General features: G+C 66.8%; 14 protein-coding genes, 1 tRNA gene and 1 pseudogene. 8 read left to right on the top strand and 8 right to left on the bottom strand.

The features are described from left to right. Window positions 1-155: 155 nt before the first annotated feature. From A5733_RS05590 to ponA2, 4 genes are all read right to left on the bottom strand, one after another. Window positions 156-229 (bottom strand) — tRNA-Pro (locus A5733_RS05590). A gap of 458 nt (window positions 230-687) precedes the next feature. Next, window positions 688-1,785: a PLP-dependent cysteine synthase family protein gene (locus tag A5733_RS05585; protein WP_067769717.1), complete on the bottom strand. Its 1,098-nt coding sequence runs from the start codon at window positions 1,783-1,785 to the stop codon at window positions 688-690. Between the two features lie 5 nt (window positions 1,786-1,790). Next, a complete protein-coding gene (locus A5733_RS05580; protein WP_076239404.1) occupies window positions 1,791-2,735 on the bottom strand; it encodes a metallophosphoesterase in 945 nt (314 codons plus the stop codon). Between the two features lie 26 nt (window positions 2,736-2,761). Then, entirely contained in the window at window positions 2,762-5,212 is a 2,451-nt protein-coding gene (gene ponA2 / locus A5733_RS05575; RefSeq protein ID WP_067769720.1) for a transglycosylase/D,D-transpeptidase PonA2, read from the bottom strand. 325 nt (window positions 5,213-5,537) lie between these two features. Here ponA2 and A5733_RS05570 point away from each other — a divergent pair, with 325 nt between their 5' ends. The 5 genes from A5733_RS05570 to A5733_RS05550 all read left to right on the top strand — a co-directional run bounded on the left by A5733_RS05570 (window position 5,538) and on the right by A5733_RS05550 (window position 11,247). Beyond that, window positions 5,538-5,864 carry a WhiB family transcriptional regulator gene (locus tag A5733_RS05570; protein ID WP_067769721.1) on the top strand — a complete coding sequence of 109 codons (327 nt, stop codon included), beginning with the start codon at window positions 5,538-5,540 and terminating at the stop codon, window positions 5,862-5,864. Between the two features lie 41 nt (window positions 5,865-5,905). Further along, the gene (locus A5733_RS05565) at window positions 5,906-7,486 is read left to right on the top strand and encodes a CdaR family transcriptional regulator (protein ID WP_233152624.1); all 1,581 of its coding nucleotides are present in this window, start codon (window positions 5,906-5,908) and stop codon (window positions 7,484-7,486) included. Between the two features lie 123 nt (window positions 7,487-7,609). After that, window positions 7,610-8,977, top strand: coding sequence for a diaminopimelate decarboxylase (locus A5733_RS05560; protein WP_076239402.1), 1,368 nt, complete (start codon window positions 7,610-7,612; stop codon window positions 8,975-8,977). Between the two features lie 12 nt (window positions 8,978-8,989). Next, on the top strand, window positions 8,990-10,420 hold the full coding sequence (locus tag A5733_RS05555; protein WP_076239401.1) for an amino acid permease: 1,431 nt from the start codon (window positions 8,990-8,992) through the stop codon (window positions 10,418-10,420). Beyond that, window positions 10,417-11,247: a serine hydrolase gene (locus tag A5733_RS05550; RefSeq protein ID WP_076239400.1), complete on the top strand. Its 831-nt coding sequence runs from the start codon at window positions 10,417-10,419 to the stop codon at window positions 11,245-11,247. Before A5733_RS05555 ends, A5733_RS05550 begins: the two co-directional genes overlap by 4 nt. Here the strand turns inward: A5733_RS05550 and A5733_RS05545 are convergent. Beyond that, complete coding sequence (locus tag A5733_RS05545) at window positions 11,244-12,374, bottom strand: ArsA family ATPase (protein WP_067769722.1); 1,131 nt, start codon at window positions 12,372-12,374, stop codon at window positions 11,244-11,246. The genes A5733_RS05550 and A5733_RS05545 overlap by 4 nt on opposite strands. A 2-nt stretch (window positions 12,375-12,376) precedes the next feature. Beyond that, on the bottom strand, window positions 12,377-13,408 hold the full coding sequence (locus A5733_RS05540; protein ID WP_198938736.1) for an ArsA family ATPase: 1,032 nt from the start codon (window positions 13,406-13,408) through the stop codon (window positions 12,377-12,379). A gap of 45 nt (window positions 13,409-13,453) precedes the next feature. On the opposite strand from A5733_RS05540, the gene A5733_RS26950 reads away from it, so the two are divergent. The 3 genes from A5733_RS26950 to A5733_RS05530 all read left to right on the top strand — a co-directional run bounded on the left by A5733_RS26950 (window position 13,454) and on the right by A5733_RS05530 (window position 14,879). Continuing rightward, complete coding sequence (locus A5733_RS26950) at window positions 13,454-13,615, top strand: DUF4177 domain-containing protein (protein WP_075908995.1); 162 nt, start codon at window positions 13,454-13,456, stop codon at window positions 13,613-13,615. Next, a complete protein-coding gene (locus tag A5733_RS05535; protein WP_076239399.1) occupies window positions 13,612-14,067 on the top strand; it encodes a RidA family protein in 456 nt (151 codons plus the stop codon). The genes A5733_RS26950 and A5733_RS05535 overlap by 4 nt, the downstream gene beginning before the upstream one ends. Window positions 14,068-14,132: 65 nt before the next feature. After that, complete coding sequence (locus A5733_RS05530) at window positions 14,133-14,879, top strand: MBL fold metallo-hydrolase (RefSeq protein ID WP_076239409.1); 747 nt, start codon at window positions 14,133-14,135, stop codon at window positions 14,877-14,879. 24 nt (window positions 14,880-14,903) lie between these two features. Here A5733_RS05530 and crp read toward each other — a convergent pair whose 3' ends face one another. After that, entirely contained in the window at window positions 14,904-15,578 is a 675-nt protein-coding gene (crp, locus tag A5733_RS05525) for a cAMP-activated global transcriptional regulator CRP (RefSeq protein ID WP_003883807.1), read from the bottom strand. A gap of 216 nt (window positions 15,579-15,794) precedes the next feature. After that, window positions 15,795-15,893, bottom strand: a pseudogene (locus tag A5733_RS28175) (hypothetical protein); the annotation flags it as partial. Between the last annotated feature and the right edge of the window lie 101 nt (window positions 15,894-15,994).

Here is a 15,994-nt window from a genome sequence, read left to right as displayed (position 1 = left end):
CACGGCTGGGCCGGCAGATCAACACCCTAACCGCCACGACACACCGACAGCCGTACACACATTTTGGCCATTAACCCTCGACGCGCGGCCGATTCGGGGTCGTTAACGAGCAAGGCCCAGACCGGATTTCTCTGGTCTGGGCCTTGCTTGCACTGTCGGGGTGGCGGGATTCGAACCCACGACCTCTTCGTCCCGAACGAAGCGCGCTACCAAGCTGCGCCACACCCCGCGTGAAGCTTCGACAGCCTATCGCACCGGGCACCGCCAAAGCCAAACGGCTACGTCTTCGTCACACCACCACAAGCTTCGCCGTTTTCCACCTGGGGGTTGTTGGAGTCGACCGACCGCGACCTTGGTGTGGAAAACGGCGCAGAGGGTCAACGCACACAGCCACAAGCTTCGCCGTTTTCGACGTGGGGGTTGTTGAAGTCGGCCGATCGCGACCCTGGTGTGGAAAACGGCGCAGAGGGTCAACGCACGCAGCCACAAGCTTCACCGTTTTCGACCTGGGGGTTGTTGAAGTCGGCCGACCGCGACCCTGGTGTGGAAAACGGCGCAAAGGGTCAACGCACGCCCGGGAAGCAACCTGGGCACACATGACGTTGATCAAGTCATGACCGTTTTAGGTGCCGCCGTCTATCTGGGCTTTTTCGCCCTGGCAGCGTTGTGGCTGTTCCTGACGGCCGATCACGACCAGCTGCCGGACCGCTCGAACTCCGAGAGCACCGCCGTGGACTCCGACAATTCCAGCCCCTGGGCGCTGAGCCAGTCCGCGTCGAAGTAGGTGTCCGAGTAGCGGTCGCCGCTGTCGGCCAACAGGGTCACCACCGACCCGCTGCGCCCGTTCGCGATCATCTCTGCCAGCAGCCCGAAGGCGCCCCACAGGTTGGTGCCCGTCGACGGCCCGACCCGGCGGCCCAGGACCCGGCTGGCGTGATGCGCAGCCGCGACAGACCCGCAGTCGGGCACCGCGATCATCCGGTCGACCACACCGGGCAGAAACGACGGCTCCACGCGCGGGCGGCCGATGCCTTCGATGCGCGACGACGCGCCGGTGACGACGTCGTCGCGGCCCTGCGCGTAGCCGGGGAAAAACGCCGAGTTCTCGGGGTCGACGACACACAATTGGGTGGCATGCCTGCGGTAGCGGATGTAGCGGCCGATCGTCGCGCTGGTGCCACCGGTACCCGCCCCCACCACGATCCACTCCGGCACCGGGTACGGTTCCAGCCGCATCTGCTCGTAGATCGACTCGGCGATGTTGTTGTTGCCGCGCCAGTCGGTGGCCCGCTCGGCGTTGGTGAACTGGTCCAGATAGTGCCCGCCGGTCTCCTCGGCCAACCGCTGCGCCTCGGCATACACCTGCGAGGATTCGGCGACGAAATGGCAACGGCCGCCTTGGGCTTCGATCAACGCGATCTTCGAGCCGCTGGTCGAGGCCGGCACCACCGCGATGAACGGCAGCCCCAGCAGCGCCGCGAAATAGGCCTCGGACACCGCCGTCGACCCCGAGGACGCCTCGATGATCGTGGTGTTCTCGCCGATCCACCCGTTGCACAACCCGTAGAGGAACAGCGAGCGGGCGAGCCGGTGCTTGAGGCTGCCGGTGATGTGGGTGGACTCGTCTTTCAGATAGAGCGCGACGTCGGAGTCGCCGGCCCACGCCGTGGGCAGCGGGTACCGCAGCAGGTGGGTGTCGGCGCTGCGTTTTGCGTCGGCTTCGATGAGCCGCACCGCGTTGTCCACCCAGTGGCGCGGCCGGGTGTGGGAGGCGCTGGACGCCATCTGGGTCAGCGCGCGGAAACGGTCGGCGAGGACTGGCCCGCCCTGGTCCCGACGTGGCCGCCACCGGTGGGCGCCGCGATGAGCGTCAGCAGGGTCGCTTCTGGCCGGCAGCAGAACCGCACCGGCGCGAACGGCGACGTGCCGATGCCCGCCGACACGTGCAGCTGCATGTGCGAGCCCCACTTCGAGGCGCCCTTGGCGCGCGAGCGGTCCAGCTCGCAGTTGGTCACGATCGCCCCGTAGAACGGCAGGCACAGCTGCCCGCCGTGGGTGTGGCCGGCCAGCACCAGCTGGTAGCCGTCCTCGGCGAAACGGTCGAGCACCCGAGGCTCGGGGGAGTGGGTGAGCCCCAGCGTCAGGTTCGCCGCGCCGTTGGCCCGCCCGGCGATGGTGTCGTAGCGGTCGCGCTTGAGATGCGGATCGTCGACGCCGGCCACCGAGATGTGCAGCCCCGCGACTTCGACATCGCGCCGCACGTGGGTCATGTCCAGCCAGCCACGTTCGGTGAACGCCGCGCGCAGGTCCTGCCACGGCAGCGGTTCACCGTGTGTCCGGTGCTGCGGGTTGGTGATGTAGTTCAGCGGGTTCTTCAGCCGCGGGGCGAAGTAGTCGTTGCTGCCGAACACGAACAGGCCCGGGACCGACATCAGTTCGCTCAGCGACTGCACGACGGCGGGCACGGCCTTCGGGTGCGCCAGATTGTCACCGGTGTTGACCACCAGATCGGGCTCGAGCTGAGCCAGATCGCGCAGCCAGGCCTGCTTGCGTCGCTGATTGGGACGCATGTGCAGATCGGACAGGTGCAGCACCCGCAGGGGTGAGGAGCCCGGCGCCAGTACCGGCATCGTCGCTTCCCGCAGCACAAACGCGTTGCGCTCGATGAGGGATGCGTAGCCGATCCCGGCGACCAGCGAACCCGCGGTGACGGCAGCTGCCTTCTTCACTGACATGGAGCCAGCCTACTGCGAACCGGCGGTCACGGGGGTGGTGGCGGTCCCAACACCGGCACGGTGATCGGGGGCAACCCCGGGATCTCGACCACGGTCTGGCCGATCTCCGGCGGCGGACCGCCGGGCATCGGGAACGCGATCGGCGGCGGAGGCGGGGCCGGCGGAATGCCGTTGCTGATCTGGATGGTGATGATCGAGCCCGGAATCGTCTGTCCGCTGGGCGATGTGCCGACCACGGTGCCGTAGCGCGAACTGCTGTTGACCGAGGCGGCACCGTCGGCCACCTGGAAACCGGACTCCTTGAGCCGCTGGCGGGCGGCGGTCTCATCCAACCCGATCACGGTCGGCACCACGGAACCGGGGCCGCCGTCGACGTACCGCGGATCGGTCGGAGGCAACGCCACCGGCCCGAAGCTGTTGGCGATCGGTTTCATCGCGGTGAACCAGGTGCGGGCCGGCTCGTTGCCGCCGTAGAGGTCACCGTTGCCGCACTGACGCAGCGGGAACGAGCACAGTTCACCGGGCGAGGTGGAGTCGTCGTAGATGTAGTTGGCCGCCGCGTATTGGTTGGTGAAGCCGAGGAAGCCCGACGAGCGGTGCGCCTCGGTGGTGCCGGTCTTGCCCGACATCGGCAGATCCCAGCCCACCGAACCGGCCGATCCAGACGCGGTACCGCCGGCCTGATCGTCCTTGCTCATCGCGTTGGCCAGGGTGTTGGCCAGACCCTCGGGAACCGCCTGATCACAGGTCTCGGTGGTCACCGATACCTCGTTACCGTGCCGGTCCAACACCTGGGCGATCGGGTTGGGCGGGCACCAGGTCCCGCCGGAAGCCAGGGTGGCCGCCACGTTGGACAGCTCGAGTGCGTTGACCTCGATCGGGCCCAGGGTGAACGAGCCGATGTTCTGGCGTTTGACGAAATCGGCCAGGCTCTCGTTGCTGTCCGGGTCGTAGTCGCGGGCGGTGCCGGGCAGCGCGTAGGACCGCAGCCCCAACTTGACTGCCATGTCCACCGTTCGTTGCACGCCGATCTGCGAGATCAACTTGGCGAACGCGGTGTTCGGCGAGGTGGCCAGGGCGTCGGTGACGCTCATCGAGCCGCGGTAGCCGCCGGCGTTCTTCACGCACCAGGTTTCCTTCGGGCATCCCGGGGTGTCGCTGCTGCCCAGCCCTTTGGCCTGGAAGAAACCGGGCACGGGCAGTTGGGTGTTGATGCCCATCCCCATGTCCATGGCCGCGGCCGTGGTGAAGATCTTGAAGATCGAGCCGGCGCCGTCGCCGACGAGCGAGAACGGCTGCGGCTGCATCGTCTCGCCGGCGTCGGTGTTCAAGCCGTAGGTGCGGTTGCTCGCCATCGCCAGCACCGGATGGGATTCCTTGCCCGGCTTGATCACGCTCATCACGCTGGCGATACCGGGAATGTCGGGACGGGCGATGCTGTCGATCGCCGACTTCACCGACCCCTGAACGTCCGGGTCGAGCGTGGTCTTGATCAGGTAACCGCCCTTGGCCACCTGCTCTTTGGACAGGCCGGCGCGGGCGAGGTACTCCAGCGCGTAGTCGCAGAAGAAGGCGCGGTCACCGGCGGCGATGCAGCCCCGGGGCAGCTCGTTGGGCTGCGGCAGGACGCCCAGTGGCTGCTGCTTGGCCGCCCGCAGCGCCTCGGCCTCCTGCGGAATGTTCTCGATCATGGTGTCCAACACCAGGTTCCGACGGGCCAGGGCACCGTCGGGGTTGGTGTAGGGATTCAACGCGCTGGTGGACTGCACCATGCCGGCCAGCAGGGCGGCCTGCTGCCAGTTCAGCTCGGAGGCGTTGATCCCGAAATACGTCTGCGCGGCATCCTGGATACCGAACGCGCCGTTGCCGAACGAGACGAGGTTGAGATAGCGGGTCAGGATCTCGGGTTTGGTGAAGGTCTTGTCCAGGGTGAGCGCCATCCGGATCTCCCGCAGCTTGCGTGCCGGGGTGGTCTCGATTGCCGCGCGCCGCTCGGCGTCGGTCTGGGCGATCACCAACAACTGATAGTTCTTCACGTACTGCTGCTCGATCGTCGAACCGCCACGGGTGTCGAGATCGCCGCGCATATAACCGGTGAGCCCGGTCAGCGTGCCCTGCCAGTCCACCCCGTTGTGCTCGGCGAACCGTTTGTCCTCGATCGAGACCAGGGCCAGCTTCATGGTGTTGGCGATCTGATCGCTGGGCACCTCGAAGCGGCGCTGGGAATACAGCCAGGCGATGGTGTTGCCCTTGGCGTCGACCATCGTCGAGACCTGCGGAACCTCACCCTCGACGAGCGCGGCCGAACCGTTGGCCACCACGTCGGAAGCCCGGTTGGACATCAGGCCGATTCCGCCCACCACCGGGAACATGAACGCAGCCACCAGCACGCTGGCCAACAAGCAGCACCAGGCGAGTTTGATGACGGTGACCGCTTGAGGTGGTTGCGCGGGCGGTCGTGTCGGCGGCTCCGGCATGCGTACAGAGTAACTAGCTTGCTCGCCGCCACCGTGCGCGAGCGGGGGCGCGGGCATATCCCGCTCGCCTGCGGAAACGGTCCGACGCGCCAGGAGCCGGGTTAGACGGCACGGCCGTCCCAAAAAAGACGGCCACAAACTGTTGCACAAATACCGCCTGACCACCTAGCTTGGACACACAGTGCGATCCAGGTAACACCCGCTGGCGCAGTGTGGCGTAGATCGCAAGGGCGTTCTACACCGGAAGGTTCAACGCCCGCCATCTGGGGAGATGGCTGGAACGAAGGGATCGCTGGTGTCAGGTACACGAACTGTCGCAGACAAGATGAACGCTTCCGCTCCCGCTGCCAACCTGGTCCACCGCGGCGAGGGTGAAGCCCGGATCGCCTGGGTATCGCAGGCCCGATGCCGCCAGGCCGATCCGGACGAGTTGTTCGTCCGCGGTGCTGCCCAACGCAAGGCCGCGGTGATCTGCCGGCACTGCCCCGTGATCCTCGAATGCGGGGCCGACGCGCTCGACAACCGCGTCGAGTTCGGGGTCTGGGGTGGGATGACCGAACGTCAGCGTCGTGCCCTGCTCAAGCAGCATCCCGAGGTCAACTCCTGGGCCGAGTTCTTCGCCGCCCAACGCAAACACCGCAGCGCGGTGTAGCCCGACCCGCCGCAGTTGCCGCGGCGGTAATGTAATCGGTTGTGGTTGTTCCCTTGTCGGCGCTGGTTTCTGGCGCGGCCGGGATGTTGGTTCCGCTGACGGCGGCTACCGAATCTGACGACGATCCGCTGTTGGGTGACGTCACTTTGCACGAGCCCGGAACCGCGGCGGACTACACCGGCGCCATCGTATTGGTCAGCGCCCGCATCGACGACCGATTCGCACTCGGTTCGCTGCTCGACGAGGCCGGAACCGCTGCAGCGCTTGTGCTTCCACCTGACGCGACGACCGACCTGTCGCTCCTGACGGAACAACCCGGCCACCGGACCCGGTTGTTCCGGCGGTCCCCATGGGTGGGATGGAGTGAGCTTTTCCGTGTGCTCATCCGGCTCGTCGGTGCCGGCCGCATCGTCAGCCCTGCCCCGCAGGTGGACAACCTGCAGGCGTTGGCCCGGTGGATCAGCAGCCGCACCGGGGCTCCGGTGACGATCGAGGACCTGGATTCTCGGGTGCTGGCCTATGCCGTCGTCGGCCAGGATGTCGACCCGATCCGGAACCAGACCATCCTGCGCGGGGAAGTGCCTGCCTGGCGGATCGAGCGGCTGATGTCCACCGGGTTCCTGCCCGCGGTGTGGCGGTCCGACGACGTGGTGGTGCGCAATGCCGAGGAAGACGACCCGGCCCGCATGGTCATCTCCCTGAAGTCAGGGCCCGAGACGCTCGGAACGATCTGGGCTGCGCTCGACGACGGCACCGACCGGGAGGAGCTACGGCAGCTGCTGCTGCAGGTGCGTCAGACCGCTGCCGCCATGTTGTTGCGCGAAGTTCACCGCGACCAGTATCAGCGGCGGCTTCAGGAATCGGCCCTGGCCGACCTGCTCTCGCGCGGGGTGGACTCCGGCGTGCCTGCGGCGTTACTCGGCCTGCAACGCGACGTCAGGCACTCCGTGGTGGCGCTGGGCAGCGACACCCCGTCGTCGAGATCGCTGATGTTTCACGTCCAGGCGCTGCGTGCAGGCACCCGGGCGGTCCAGGTCGGAAGCGATCTGCTGGTCGTCCTGCCGATGGATGGTGAAGACGCCACCGAGGCGCACGTCGCCGACGCGCTGTCCAGGCATGTCGCGCGAGTGTCGGGCACCCAGACCGGCACGGTTGCGGTCGGACCTGTGGTGAATGACCTTGGCGGCCTGCAACATTCGGCGATCGTTGCTCGGCAGATCCTCGATGCTGCCGCACTGACCGTCGGCGCGGCGCGATCCGGGATCGCGGATCGGGTCGCCGTCCTCACCGAGGCGGACGTGCCGGATGCTCTTGCCCTGATCCGGGTGGCCGACCGCCTCGCTCCGATGACCGACGCCCTCGTCGAACCGCTGCAGATACTGCGCCGGCATGACACCGATCACGGCACCGCCTTCGTCGACACCATCGCGGCGGTTCTCGCGCATCCTGGCAACCTCAGCGGAGCGGCCCGTGAATTGGGCATCCACCCCAACTCGCTGCGGTACCGACTGGACCGGATCGCCGGGACATCCGGTATCGACCTCAACTCCTCGATCTCTCGGCTCCGGACCGCCCTCGGTCTGCTGGTGTGGGAAAGACACGACCAGACCGGTGCCGATTAGTGCACTTCGGAGATCCTGAGGCCGACTCGACCGGGCGTCCCTCCATATTGCACAAAAACTCGTGCACAATTCCTCACCCCGTATGGCTCTCTGCACATCCGTCCGGGTCCATAGGGTTGATCTGTGATTGATGCACCACCGCGTATCGGACAACTCCTGCCTAGCCCGGACACGCTGCTGCGGCGCCGCGAGCAGATTGTCGCCGACGTGGTCCGGCAGGGATTCATCGACGACACGCACCCGCTGTGCGGGGTTCTCGATCTGGACACCCTCGACGAGCTGATGTCCTCGCTGACCCAGGCCTATCCCACGCACCTGCCGGCACTTCACACCATCGCAGCCAAGGCCATCACCCTGCGTCCGGTGCTCGCGCGCTTCGCCCAGGCCGGGTTCGGGTGCGAGGTAGCCAGCCCCGGCGAGCTGGAACTGGCGTTGGTGGCCGGCTTCCCGCCGGAGCGCATCGTGTTCGATTCGCCGGCGAAAACGGAGACGGAGATCGCCAGGGCGCTCGACCTGGGCGTCTCTTTCAACGTCGACAACTTCGACGAACTGGCCCGGGTCGACCAGGCCGTCGCCCGGGTGGGCAGCCACCGGTCAGTGATCGGTATGCGGCTCAACCCGCAGACCGGGGCGGGCGTGATCGACGCCATGAGCACCGCCACCAGCACGTCGAAGTTCGGGATCGGGCTGGCCGATTCCCGCGCGCGGATCGTCGCAGCATTCGCCGCGCGACCCTGGCTGACCCAGTTACACGTGCACAGCGGCTCGCAAGGGCTCAGCCTCGAGCATGCGGCCGAGGGGGTACGACTGATCGCAGAACTGGCCGACGACATCACCGAGCAGGTCGGAGGCCGGCAGATCCAGCGCATCGACATCGGCGGCGGGTTGCCAGTCAACTTCGAATCCGACGACATCACACCGACTTTCGCCGACCATCGCGCCGTGCTGGAGGCTGCGGCGCCGTCGTTGTTCGACGGGACCTACACCCTGGTGACCGAATTCGGCCGCGCCCTGACCGCCAAGGCGGGCACCCTGGTGGCCCGGGTCGAATACACAAAGGTCACCGGCGGCCGGCCGATCGCCGTCACCCATGCCGGTGTGCAGGTCGCCACCCGCACGGTCTTCGCGCCGGCGGCGTGGCCGTTGCGGGTCGACGTGTACGACGCGCGGGGAAGCCGTCGCGACGAGCAGCCACAGATACAGGATGTGGCCGGGCCGGCCTGCTTCACCGGCGACATGCTGGCCGTCGGACGGGAACTGCCCACCATCCACCCGGGTGACCTGGTTGCGATCCCCGACACCGGCGGCTACTACTTCTCCACCCACTTCGCGTACAACGCGCTGCCGCGGCCTGCGGTGTATGCGGTGGAGTCCGTTCCCGACGGTGACCGATGCTGGTCCCTGGCCCGTCGCGCCCAGACGATCGAGGAGATCGTCACCGAGGCCGGCGAACCGTCTTTCGTCCAACTGCCCGCCCCGACCTCCGACTGATTGTGACGGCCCATGCTCGAATCGAGATCCCATCTGTCCTCACCCGACGAACCCCGCTCCGGCCTGGCCAGGTCCCTGAAGACCCGGCACATGACCATGATCGCGATCGGCGGGGCCATCGGGGCCGGGCTGTTCGTCGGTAGTGGTGCAGTCATCAAGACGGCCGGACCGGCCGCGATCCTGTCCTACATCCTGGCCGGTGCACTGGTGCTGTGTACCTTGCGCATGCTCGGCGAGATGGTGGTCGCGAAGCCCAGGACGGGCGCGTTCGCCGACTACGCCCGGATGGGAATCGGGCCGTGGGCGGGCTTCACCCTCGGCTGGTTGTACTGGTACTACTACGTGATCATCATCGCGGTGGAAGCCGTTGCGGGAGCGAAGATCCTGTCGGTCTGGGTTGGCCTGCCGCTGTGGCTCATGGCGATGCTGTTGATGGCCGTGATGACCGCCACCAACCTGATCTCGGTGCGGTGGTTCGGCGAATTCGAGTTCTGGTTCTCCGGCATCAAGGTCGCGGCCATCGTGTCCTTCATCGTCCTGGGCCTGCTCTGGATCCTGGGACTGTGGCCGGGCGACACCGGCGGCCTGAGTAACCTGGTGGCCCACGGTGGCTTCGCCCCCAACGGAATTGGGGCCATTCTGGGCGCTGTGGTGGTGGTGATCTTCGCCTTCGGTGGCGCCGAGATCGTCACGATCGCCGCCGCGGAGAGCGCCGAGCCGGCGAAGTCGGTGGCCCGTGCCACCACCGGGGTCATCTGGCGGATCATCCTGTTCTACGTCGGCTCCATCTTCCTGGTCGTGTGCCTGCTGCCGTGGAACGACGCATCGGTGCTGTCCAGCCCCTACGTGGCCGCGCTGGACAAACTGCACATCCCCGGTGCCGGGCTGATCATGAACTTCGTCATCCTCACCGCGGTGCTCTCGGTGCTCAACTCGTCGATCTACACGTCCTCACGGATGCTGCGGGTCCTCGCATCACATGGTGACGCACCACAGTGGTTGGTACGGACCAACACTCGGGGCGTACCGACGCGCGCCATCCTGGCCAGCACGGTGGTGGGATGGGTGTCGGTGGTGCTCGCCTACTTCGCCCCCGATTCCCTGTTCCTGTTCCTGGTGAATTCCTGCGGCGTGGTCGCGATCTTCATGTATGTGATGATCGGCGCCTCGGAACTGCGGGTGCGCAGGGCGATCGAACGTGAGGACCCATCCAAGCTGACGTTGAAGATGTGGTTCTTTCCCTACCTGACGATCGTGGTGATCGCGTGCTTCGTCCTCGTTCTGCTGGCCATGCTCTTCGACGTCGATCAGCGCATCCAGCTGCTGGCGAGCGTGCTGAGCCTCGTCGTGGTGGTGCTCGCCTACGTCCTGCGCAAGCGGTATGGGCGGGTGCCTGTTGACGCCGACACCGCTGACGTGGCGAAACTCGACGAACTGGCATGAGCGGCGTCTTCTCTCAGGACTCGCGCCGGCTGCCCGGGTCGGCGAGGTGGTCGGTCCGTGTCGTGGACCTGGCCACGGGGAAGACGTTGTGGGAGCACGATCCTCACCGCGTGCTCAAGACCGCCAGCGTAGGCAAGGTTTTTCTGCTTGCGGAGGTGGCGCGCCGGATCGAGGACGCCACGCTGGACCCGGGTGAAATCATCTGCGCCACAACTGAAGACGTGGTGGCGGATTCGGGCGTGCTCTACCTGATGAGCCGCCGGGACCAACGGGTCGACGACCTGTGTCTGCTGATCGGGGCGGTCAGCGACAACATGGCCACCAACATGCTGCTACGCCGGCTCGGGCTCGAACACGTCCAACGCGCGACCCGGGACCTGGGCTTCACCGAAAGCGGCCTACGCGACCGGGTGCGGCTGAACCGGCCGCACGACGACCCGCTCACACTCTCGGTGGGAAGCGCCGCCGAGCTGTGCGATTTCGTCGCCCGCCTCGATGCCGGCACCATCCACAGCACCGCGGTGTCCGACCGGGTACGTCAATGGCTCGGCGTGAACACCGATCTGTCGATGGTGGCACCGGCTTTCGGCCTCGATCCGCTGGCGCACACCGAGTTTGATCACGGTTTCGAGCTGTGGAACAAGACCGGGACGATCTCCGATGCCAGGATCGATATCGGCAGCGTCAAGTGCCGGGCCAGTGGCCGCCGAGTCGGCTATGCCGTGCTGGCCAACTGGGCCCTCGGTGAAGACCATCGGGACCCGGTCCTGGCCGCCATGCAGCGGGTGGGCATCGACATCCGCCGGTATCTGCAGAACGGTTGCTAGGCGGACGCGCCGACCCCGGTGATCTGATCGGCGATCGCCCGCAGCGCATCCAGGTCGGACACATCGAACGGCAGTGACGGAACCCCGACGATCGCCACGTGCGGGTTGGCGCCGGTGAACCGCGACAGCAGCCGGACCTCGCGCTTGGCGGTGTGGGCCCGATCGGCGTGAATGCGCAGCACTGCGGCCGTCAGCGATTCCGGGTCGTCGGCCGCCAGCACGTCGGCAGCCTCCTCGGCCTTGTCCGCGTGCAGATCGCACAGCGTGGGATGAGTGCGGTTGAGGATCAGCCCGGCCAGCGGCATCTGCTCGCTCGACAGCCGGTCGACGAAGAACGACGCCTCACGCAACGCGTCGGGTTCGGCCGCCGACACCACCACGAACTGGGTGCCGCGACGCTTGAGCAGTTCGTAGGTCTTGTCGGCCTTCTGCCGGAAACCGTCGAACGTGGCGTCCAGTGCTTGCACGAAACCTGCTGCGTCGGAAAGCATCTGCGACCCCAGCACGGTGGACAACGCTTTCATGGCCAGCCCGACGGCTCCGGTGACGAGCTTGCCGATGCCGCGCCCCGGGGCCAGCAGCAGCCGCCACAACCGGCTGTCCATGAAGCTGCCCAACCGTTTTGGTGCATCGAGGAAGTCCAGGGCGTTGCGCGACGGCGGGGTGTCCACGACCACGAGATCCCACTTGTCCTCGGCCAGCAGCTGACCGAGCTTCTCCATCGCCATGTACTCCTGCGTGCCGGCCAGCGAGGTCGCCACGGTTTGGTAGAACTGGTTCTCCAGAATGGCGTCGGCCCGGCCGGGATCCGAATACTGCACCACCATCTCGTCGAACGTGCGGCGCATGTCGAGCATCATCGCGTGCAGTTCCCCGGTGACCTCCGGAGCCAGCGGCACGCGCTGCGGGGTGTTGCCGAGATCCTTGATGCCCAACGCCTGGGCCAGCCGACGGGCCGGGTCGATCGTGAGCACCACGACGGTGCGCCCGTATTCGGCGGCCCGCAGCGCCATCGCGGCGGCTGTCGTGGTTTTGCCGACTCCGCCTGCGCCGCAACAGACTACGACGCGGTTGGCGGTGTCGGACAGGATCGTGTGCATGTCCAATGCCGGTGGGTGGGCACTCATGGTTATCGGACCCCCTGCTGTTCCAGTGCTTCGGCGAGCTCGTAGAGGCTGCCGAGGTCGACGCCGTCGGCCAGGGCGGGCAGTTCGAGACGGGGAATGTCGATGGCGTCGAGCAGTTCGGCGCTTTCGGCACGCGCGGCGATCCTGGTCGCGTGCTGGATGGACTCCGTCAGCAGGCCGGCGAAGTCGTTGTCGGACAACGTGATTCCGGCTTTGTCCAATCCGGCGCGAACCGTGTCGGCATCGATGTCGCCCTCGGCGGCCTTGGTCAGCGACTCGGCCGGAAGGTGCGCCGGAATGTTGCGGTTGACGATGACGCTGCCGATCGGCAGCCCCAACTCGGTGAGTTCCTCGATCGCCTCCAGGGTTTCCTGGACCGGTAATGCCTCCAGCAAGGTGACCAGATGGATGGCGGTCTGCTCGGAATGCAGGATCTTGACCACGCCCTCGGCCTGCGAGTGCACGGGACCGCCCTTGGCCAGGTCCGAGACCGCCTTGGTGACGTCCAGGAACCGCGGAATGCGGCCGGTGGGAGGAGAATCCACCACGATTGCGTCGTACACGCCGCGCTTGGCCTTGGCGTCGTTCTGGGTGCGTACCACGATCTCTTTGATCTTGCCGGTGAGCAACACGTCCCGCAGGCCCGGCGCGATGGTGGTGGCGAACTCGATGGCGCCGATCCGGCGCATCGCCCGGCCGGCCAGCCCGAGGTTGTAGAACATGTCGAGGTATTCCAGGAACGCCGCCTCGATGTCGATGGCGAGGGCGTTGACCTGTCCGCCGCCGTCGGCGGTGGCGACCTTGACTTCCTCGTACGGCAGCGGCGGCACGTCGAACAACTGCGCGATGCCTTGCCGTTCCTCGACCTCGACCAGAAGCACCTTGCGTCCGCCGGCGGCCAGCGCCAGGGCCAACGCCGCAGCCACCGTGGACTTGCCGGTGCCGCCCTTGCCGGAAACGAAGTGCAGTCGGGCCTTGGTCAGCCGCGACGGCCAGCCGACGTGTTTGGCGCCGCTCTCAGTGGTTGCCACCACTGCATGCTAACCAAGCCCGGCTGTCCGACCGATAAGCTCAGCCGCATGAGCGAACCAACCCGGTGGGAATACGCCACGGTGCCGTTGTTGACGCACGCCACCAAACAGATTCTCGACCAGTGGGGGCAGGACGGCTGGGAGCTGGTCTCCGTGCTTCCCGGCCCGACGGGCGAGCAGCACGTCGCCTACCTCAAGCGGCCGAAGTGACGAACTCGCAGCGGTTGGCCGAACTCGGCATCGAACTGCCCGACGTCGTCGCCCCGCTGGCCGCCTACGTGCCCGCGGTGCGCACCGGCAATCTCGTCTACACCGCCGGTCAACTGCCGATCCAGGCGGGTGAGCTCTTGGCCACCGGCAAGGTCGGCGACGAGGTCAGCCCCGAGCACGCCAAGGAGCTGGCCCGAATCTGCGGGCTCAACGCCCTGGCCGCGGTGCACGCGCTCGTCGGCATCGACTCCGTCGTCAAGGTCGTCAAGGTGGTCGGTTTCGTCGCCTCGGCCGCGGGCTTCCACGGTCAGCCCGGTGTGGTCAACGGAGCCTCCGAGCTCTTCGGGGAGATCTTCGGCGAGGCGGGCGCCCACGCCCGTTCCGCCGTGGGCGTGTCGGAGTTGCCGCGCAACGCGCCGGTCGAGGTCGAGATCATCGTCGAAACAGCGTGACAGCCGCGTCGCATCTTCAGCACCCTGCCTACGGGCAGGTGAGGCCGGTCGTCGAGACAGACAAGATGTCGGCCTCCGTACTGTTGTGCGACAACCCTGGCCTGATGACGCTGGAGGGTACCAACACCTGGGTGTTGCGCGGCCACGGTAGCGACGAGATCGTCATCGTCGACCCCGGTCCTGACGATGAGGCGCACATCGCGCGCATCGCCGAGTTGGGCACCGTCGCGTTGGTGCTGATCAGTCACAAGCACGAGGACCACACCGGCGGCATCGACAAGCTCGTCGACCTCACCGGCGCCACCGTGCGCTCCGTGGGCAGTGGCTTCCTGCGCGGAATGGGCGGGCCGTTGACCGACGGCGAGGTGATCGACGCGGCCGGCCTGCGCATCAAGGTGATGGCCACACCTGGCCACACCGTCGACTCATTGTCCTTCGTGCTCGACGACGACAGCGGGCAGGGCGCGGTCCTGACGGCGGACACCGTGCTGGGCCGTGGCACCACCGTCATCGACACCGAAGACGGCAGCTTGCGTGACTATCTGGAATCCCTGCACCGGCTCCAGGGGCTGGGTGCCCGTCCGGTGCTGCCCGGGCACGGCCCCGATCTGCCGAACCTGCACGAGGTGGCCACGATGTACCTGGCCCATCGCGAGGAGCGATTGGACCAGATACGTGCGGCACTAAGGGAACTCGGTGAAGAGGCGTCGGCCCGTCAGGTCGTCGAGCACGTCTACACCGACGTCGACCAGAAACTCTGGGACGCCGCCGAGAAGAGCGTGCAAGCCCAACTGGACTACCTGCGCGCTTAGCGGGCTCTGTGCCGGATGCTCGCGCTAGCGCGCTCGGCGTGCCAGACGCTCGCTGTCGGAGATCAGGACGCTCTTGCCCTCGAGTCGGATCCAGCCGCGGTGGGCGAAATCGGCCAGCGCCTTGTTGACCGTCTCGCGGGACGCGCCGACGAGCTGGGCGATCTCTTCCTGCGTGAGGTCGTGGGTCACGCGCAGCGCCCCGCCCTCCTGGGTGCCGAACCGCTGGGCCAGCTGCAGCAGCTGCTTGGCCACCCGGCCGGGAACGTCGGTGAAGATCAGGTCGGCCAGGTTGTTGTTGGTGCGACGCAGGCGACGGGCCAACACCCGCAGCAGCTGCTCGGCGATCTCGGGCCGGTCGGCGATCCATGCGCGCAGCGCGTCACGGTCCATCGACACCGCGCGCACCTCGGTGATGGTGGTCGCGCTCGAGGTACGGGGCCCCGGGTCGAAGATCGACAGCTCGCCGAACATGTCCGACGGACCCATGATGGTCAGCAGGTTTTCCCGGCCATCCGGTGAACGGCGGCCGATCTTCACCTTGCCGGAGATGATGATGTACAGCCGGTCGCCGGGCTCGCCTTCGGCGAAGACCGTATGCCCGCGTGGGAAGTCGACGGGCTGCAACTGCTTCGTCAGCGCCGAAACGGCGGTCGGTTCGACTCCCTGGAAGATTCCGGCCCTCGCCAGGATCTCGTCCACGTTGCCCCTTAAGCTATTGGGTGTGTTGTCCTCTTACTGATACTGCCTGCTCAGTGTAGAGGTACGCGGTTTCGCGACTAGCCCACGCTACACACGATTGACAGGTCGGGACGCCGGAAACCCGGTATTGATGATCTCCGGCTCGTAGTACCGCGTCGGCAAACCTTCACTCTCGAGCCCGAAGGTCAGCGGTTTGGGGCGAGCCACGGCGATCTCGGGCGATGGTTCGCGCGCCAATCCTGATTCGAGTCGGTCTAGCCCGAACGCCGCCAGCATGAGCAAGCCCGGGATGAGCGCCACCAGCAACCACGACACAAGGCAGTAGTTAACACGCCGCAGGTCTCAGCGGGGTCACGAATTGTCACCGGTCCGCGGCACGGAATGTCCGAGGTGGTCAGTACGCTTGCTGGCGTGAC

The organism is Mycobacterium sp. NS-7484 (assembly GCF_001953975.1).
Classification (GTDB): domain Bacteria; phylum Actinomycetota; class Actinomycetes; order Mycobacteriales; family Mycobacteriaceae; genus Mycobacterium.
The sequence above is the reverse complement of the archived record's forward strand: the minus strand, read 5'-3'. Positions and strand labels throughout refer to the sequence as shown.

What these genes read in the sequence shown, in the direction of transcription:
- A5733_RS05545 (WP_067769722.1), bottom strand. Translation starts at nt 12,374, where the DNA reads ATGAGTGCCCACCCACCGGCATTGGACATGCACACGATCCTGTCCGAC.
- A5733_RS05550 (WP_076239400.1), top strand. Translation starts at nt 10,417, where the DNA reads ATGAGCGGCGTCTTCTCTCAGGACTCGCGCCGGCTGCCCGGGTCGGCG.
- A5733_RS05570 (WP_067769721.1), top strand. Translation starts at nt 5,538, where the DNA reads ATGAACGCTTCCGCTCCCGCTGCCAACCTGGTCCACCGCGGCGAGGGT.
- A5733_RS05585 (WP_067769717.1), bottom strand. Translation starts at nt 1,785, where the DNA reads ATGGCGTCCAGCGCCTCCCACACCCGGCCGCGCCACTGGGTGGACAAC.
- A5733_RS05580 (WP_076239404.1), bottom strand. Translation starts at nt 2,735, where the DNA reads ATGTCAGTGAAGAAGGCAGCTGCCGTCACCGCGGGTTCGCTGGTCGCC.
- A5733_RS05555 (WP_076239401.1), top strand. Translation starts at nt 8,990, where the DNA reads ATGCTCGAATCGAGATCCCATCTGTCCTCACCCGACGAACCCCGCTCC.
- ponA2 (WP_067769720.1), bottom strand. Translation starts at nt 5,212, where the DNA reads ATGCCGGAGCCGCCGACACGACCGCCCGCGCAACCACCTCAAGCGGTC.
- A5733_RS26950 (WP_075908995.1), top strand. Translation starts at nt 13,454, where the DNA reads ATGAGCGAACCAACCCGGTGGGAATACGCCACGGTGCCGTTGTTGACG.
- A5733_RS05530 (WP_076239409.1), top strand. Translation starts at nt 14,133, where the DNA reads ATGTCGGCCTCCGTACTGTTGTGCGACAACCCTGGCCTGATGACGCTG.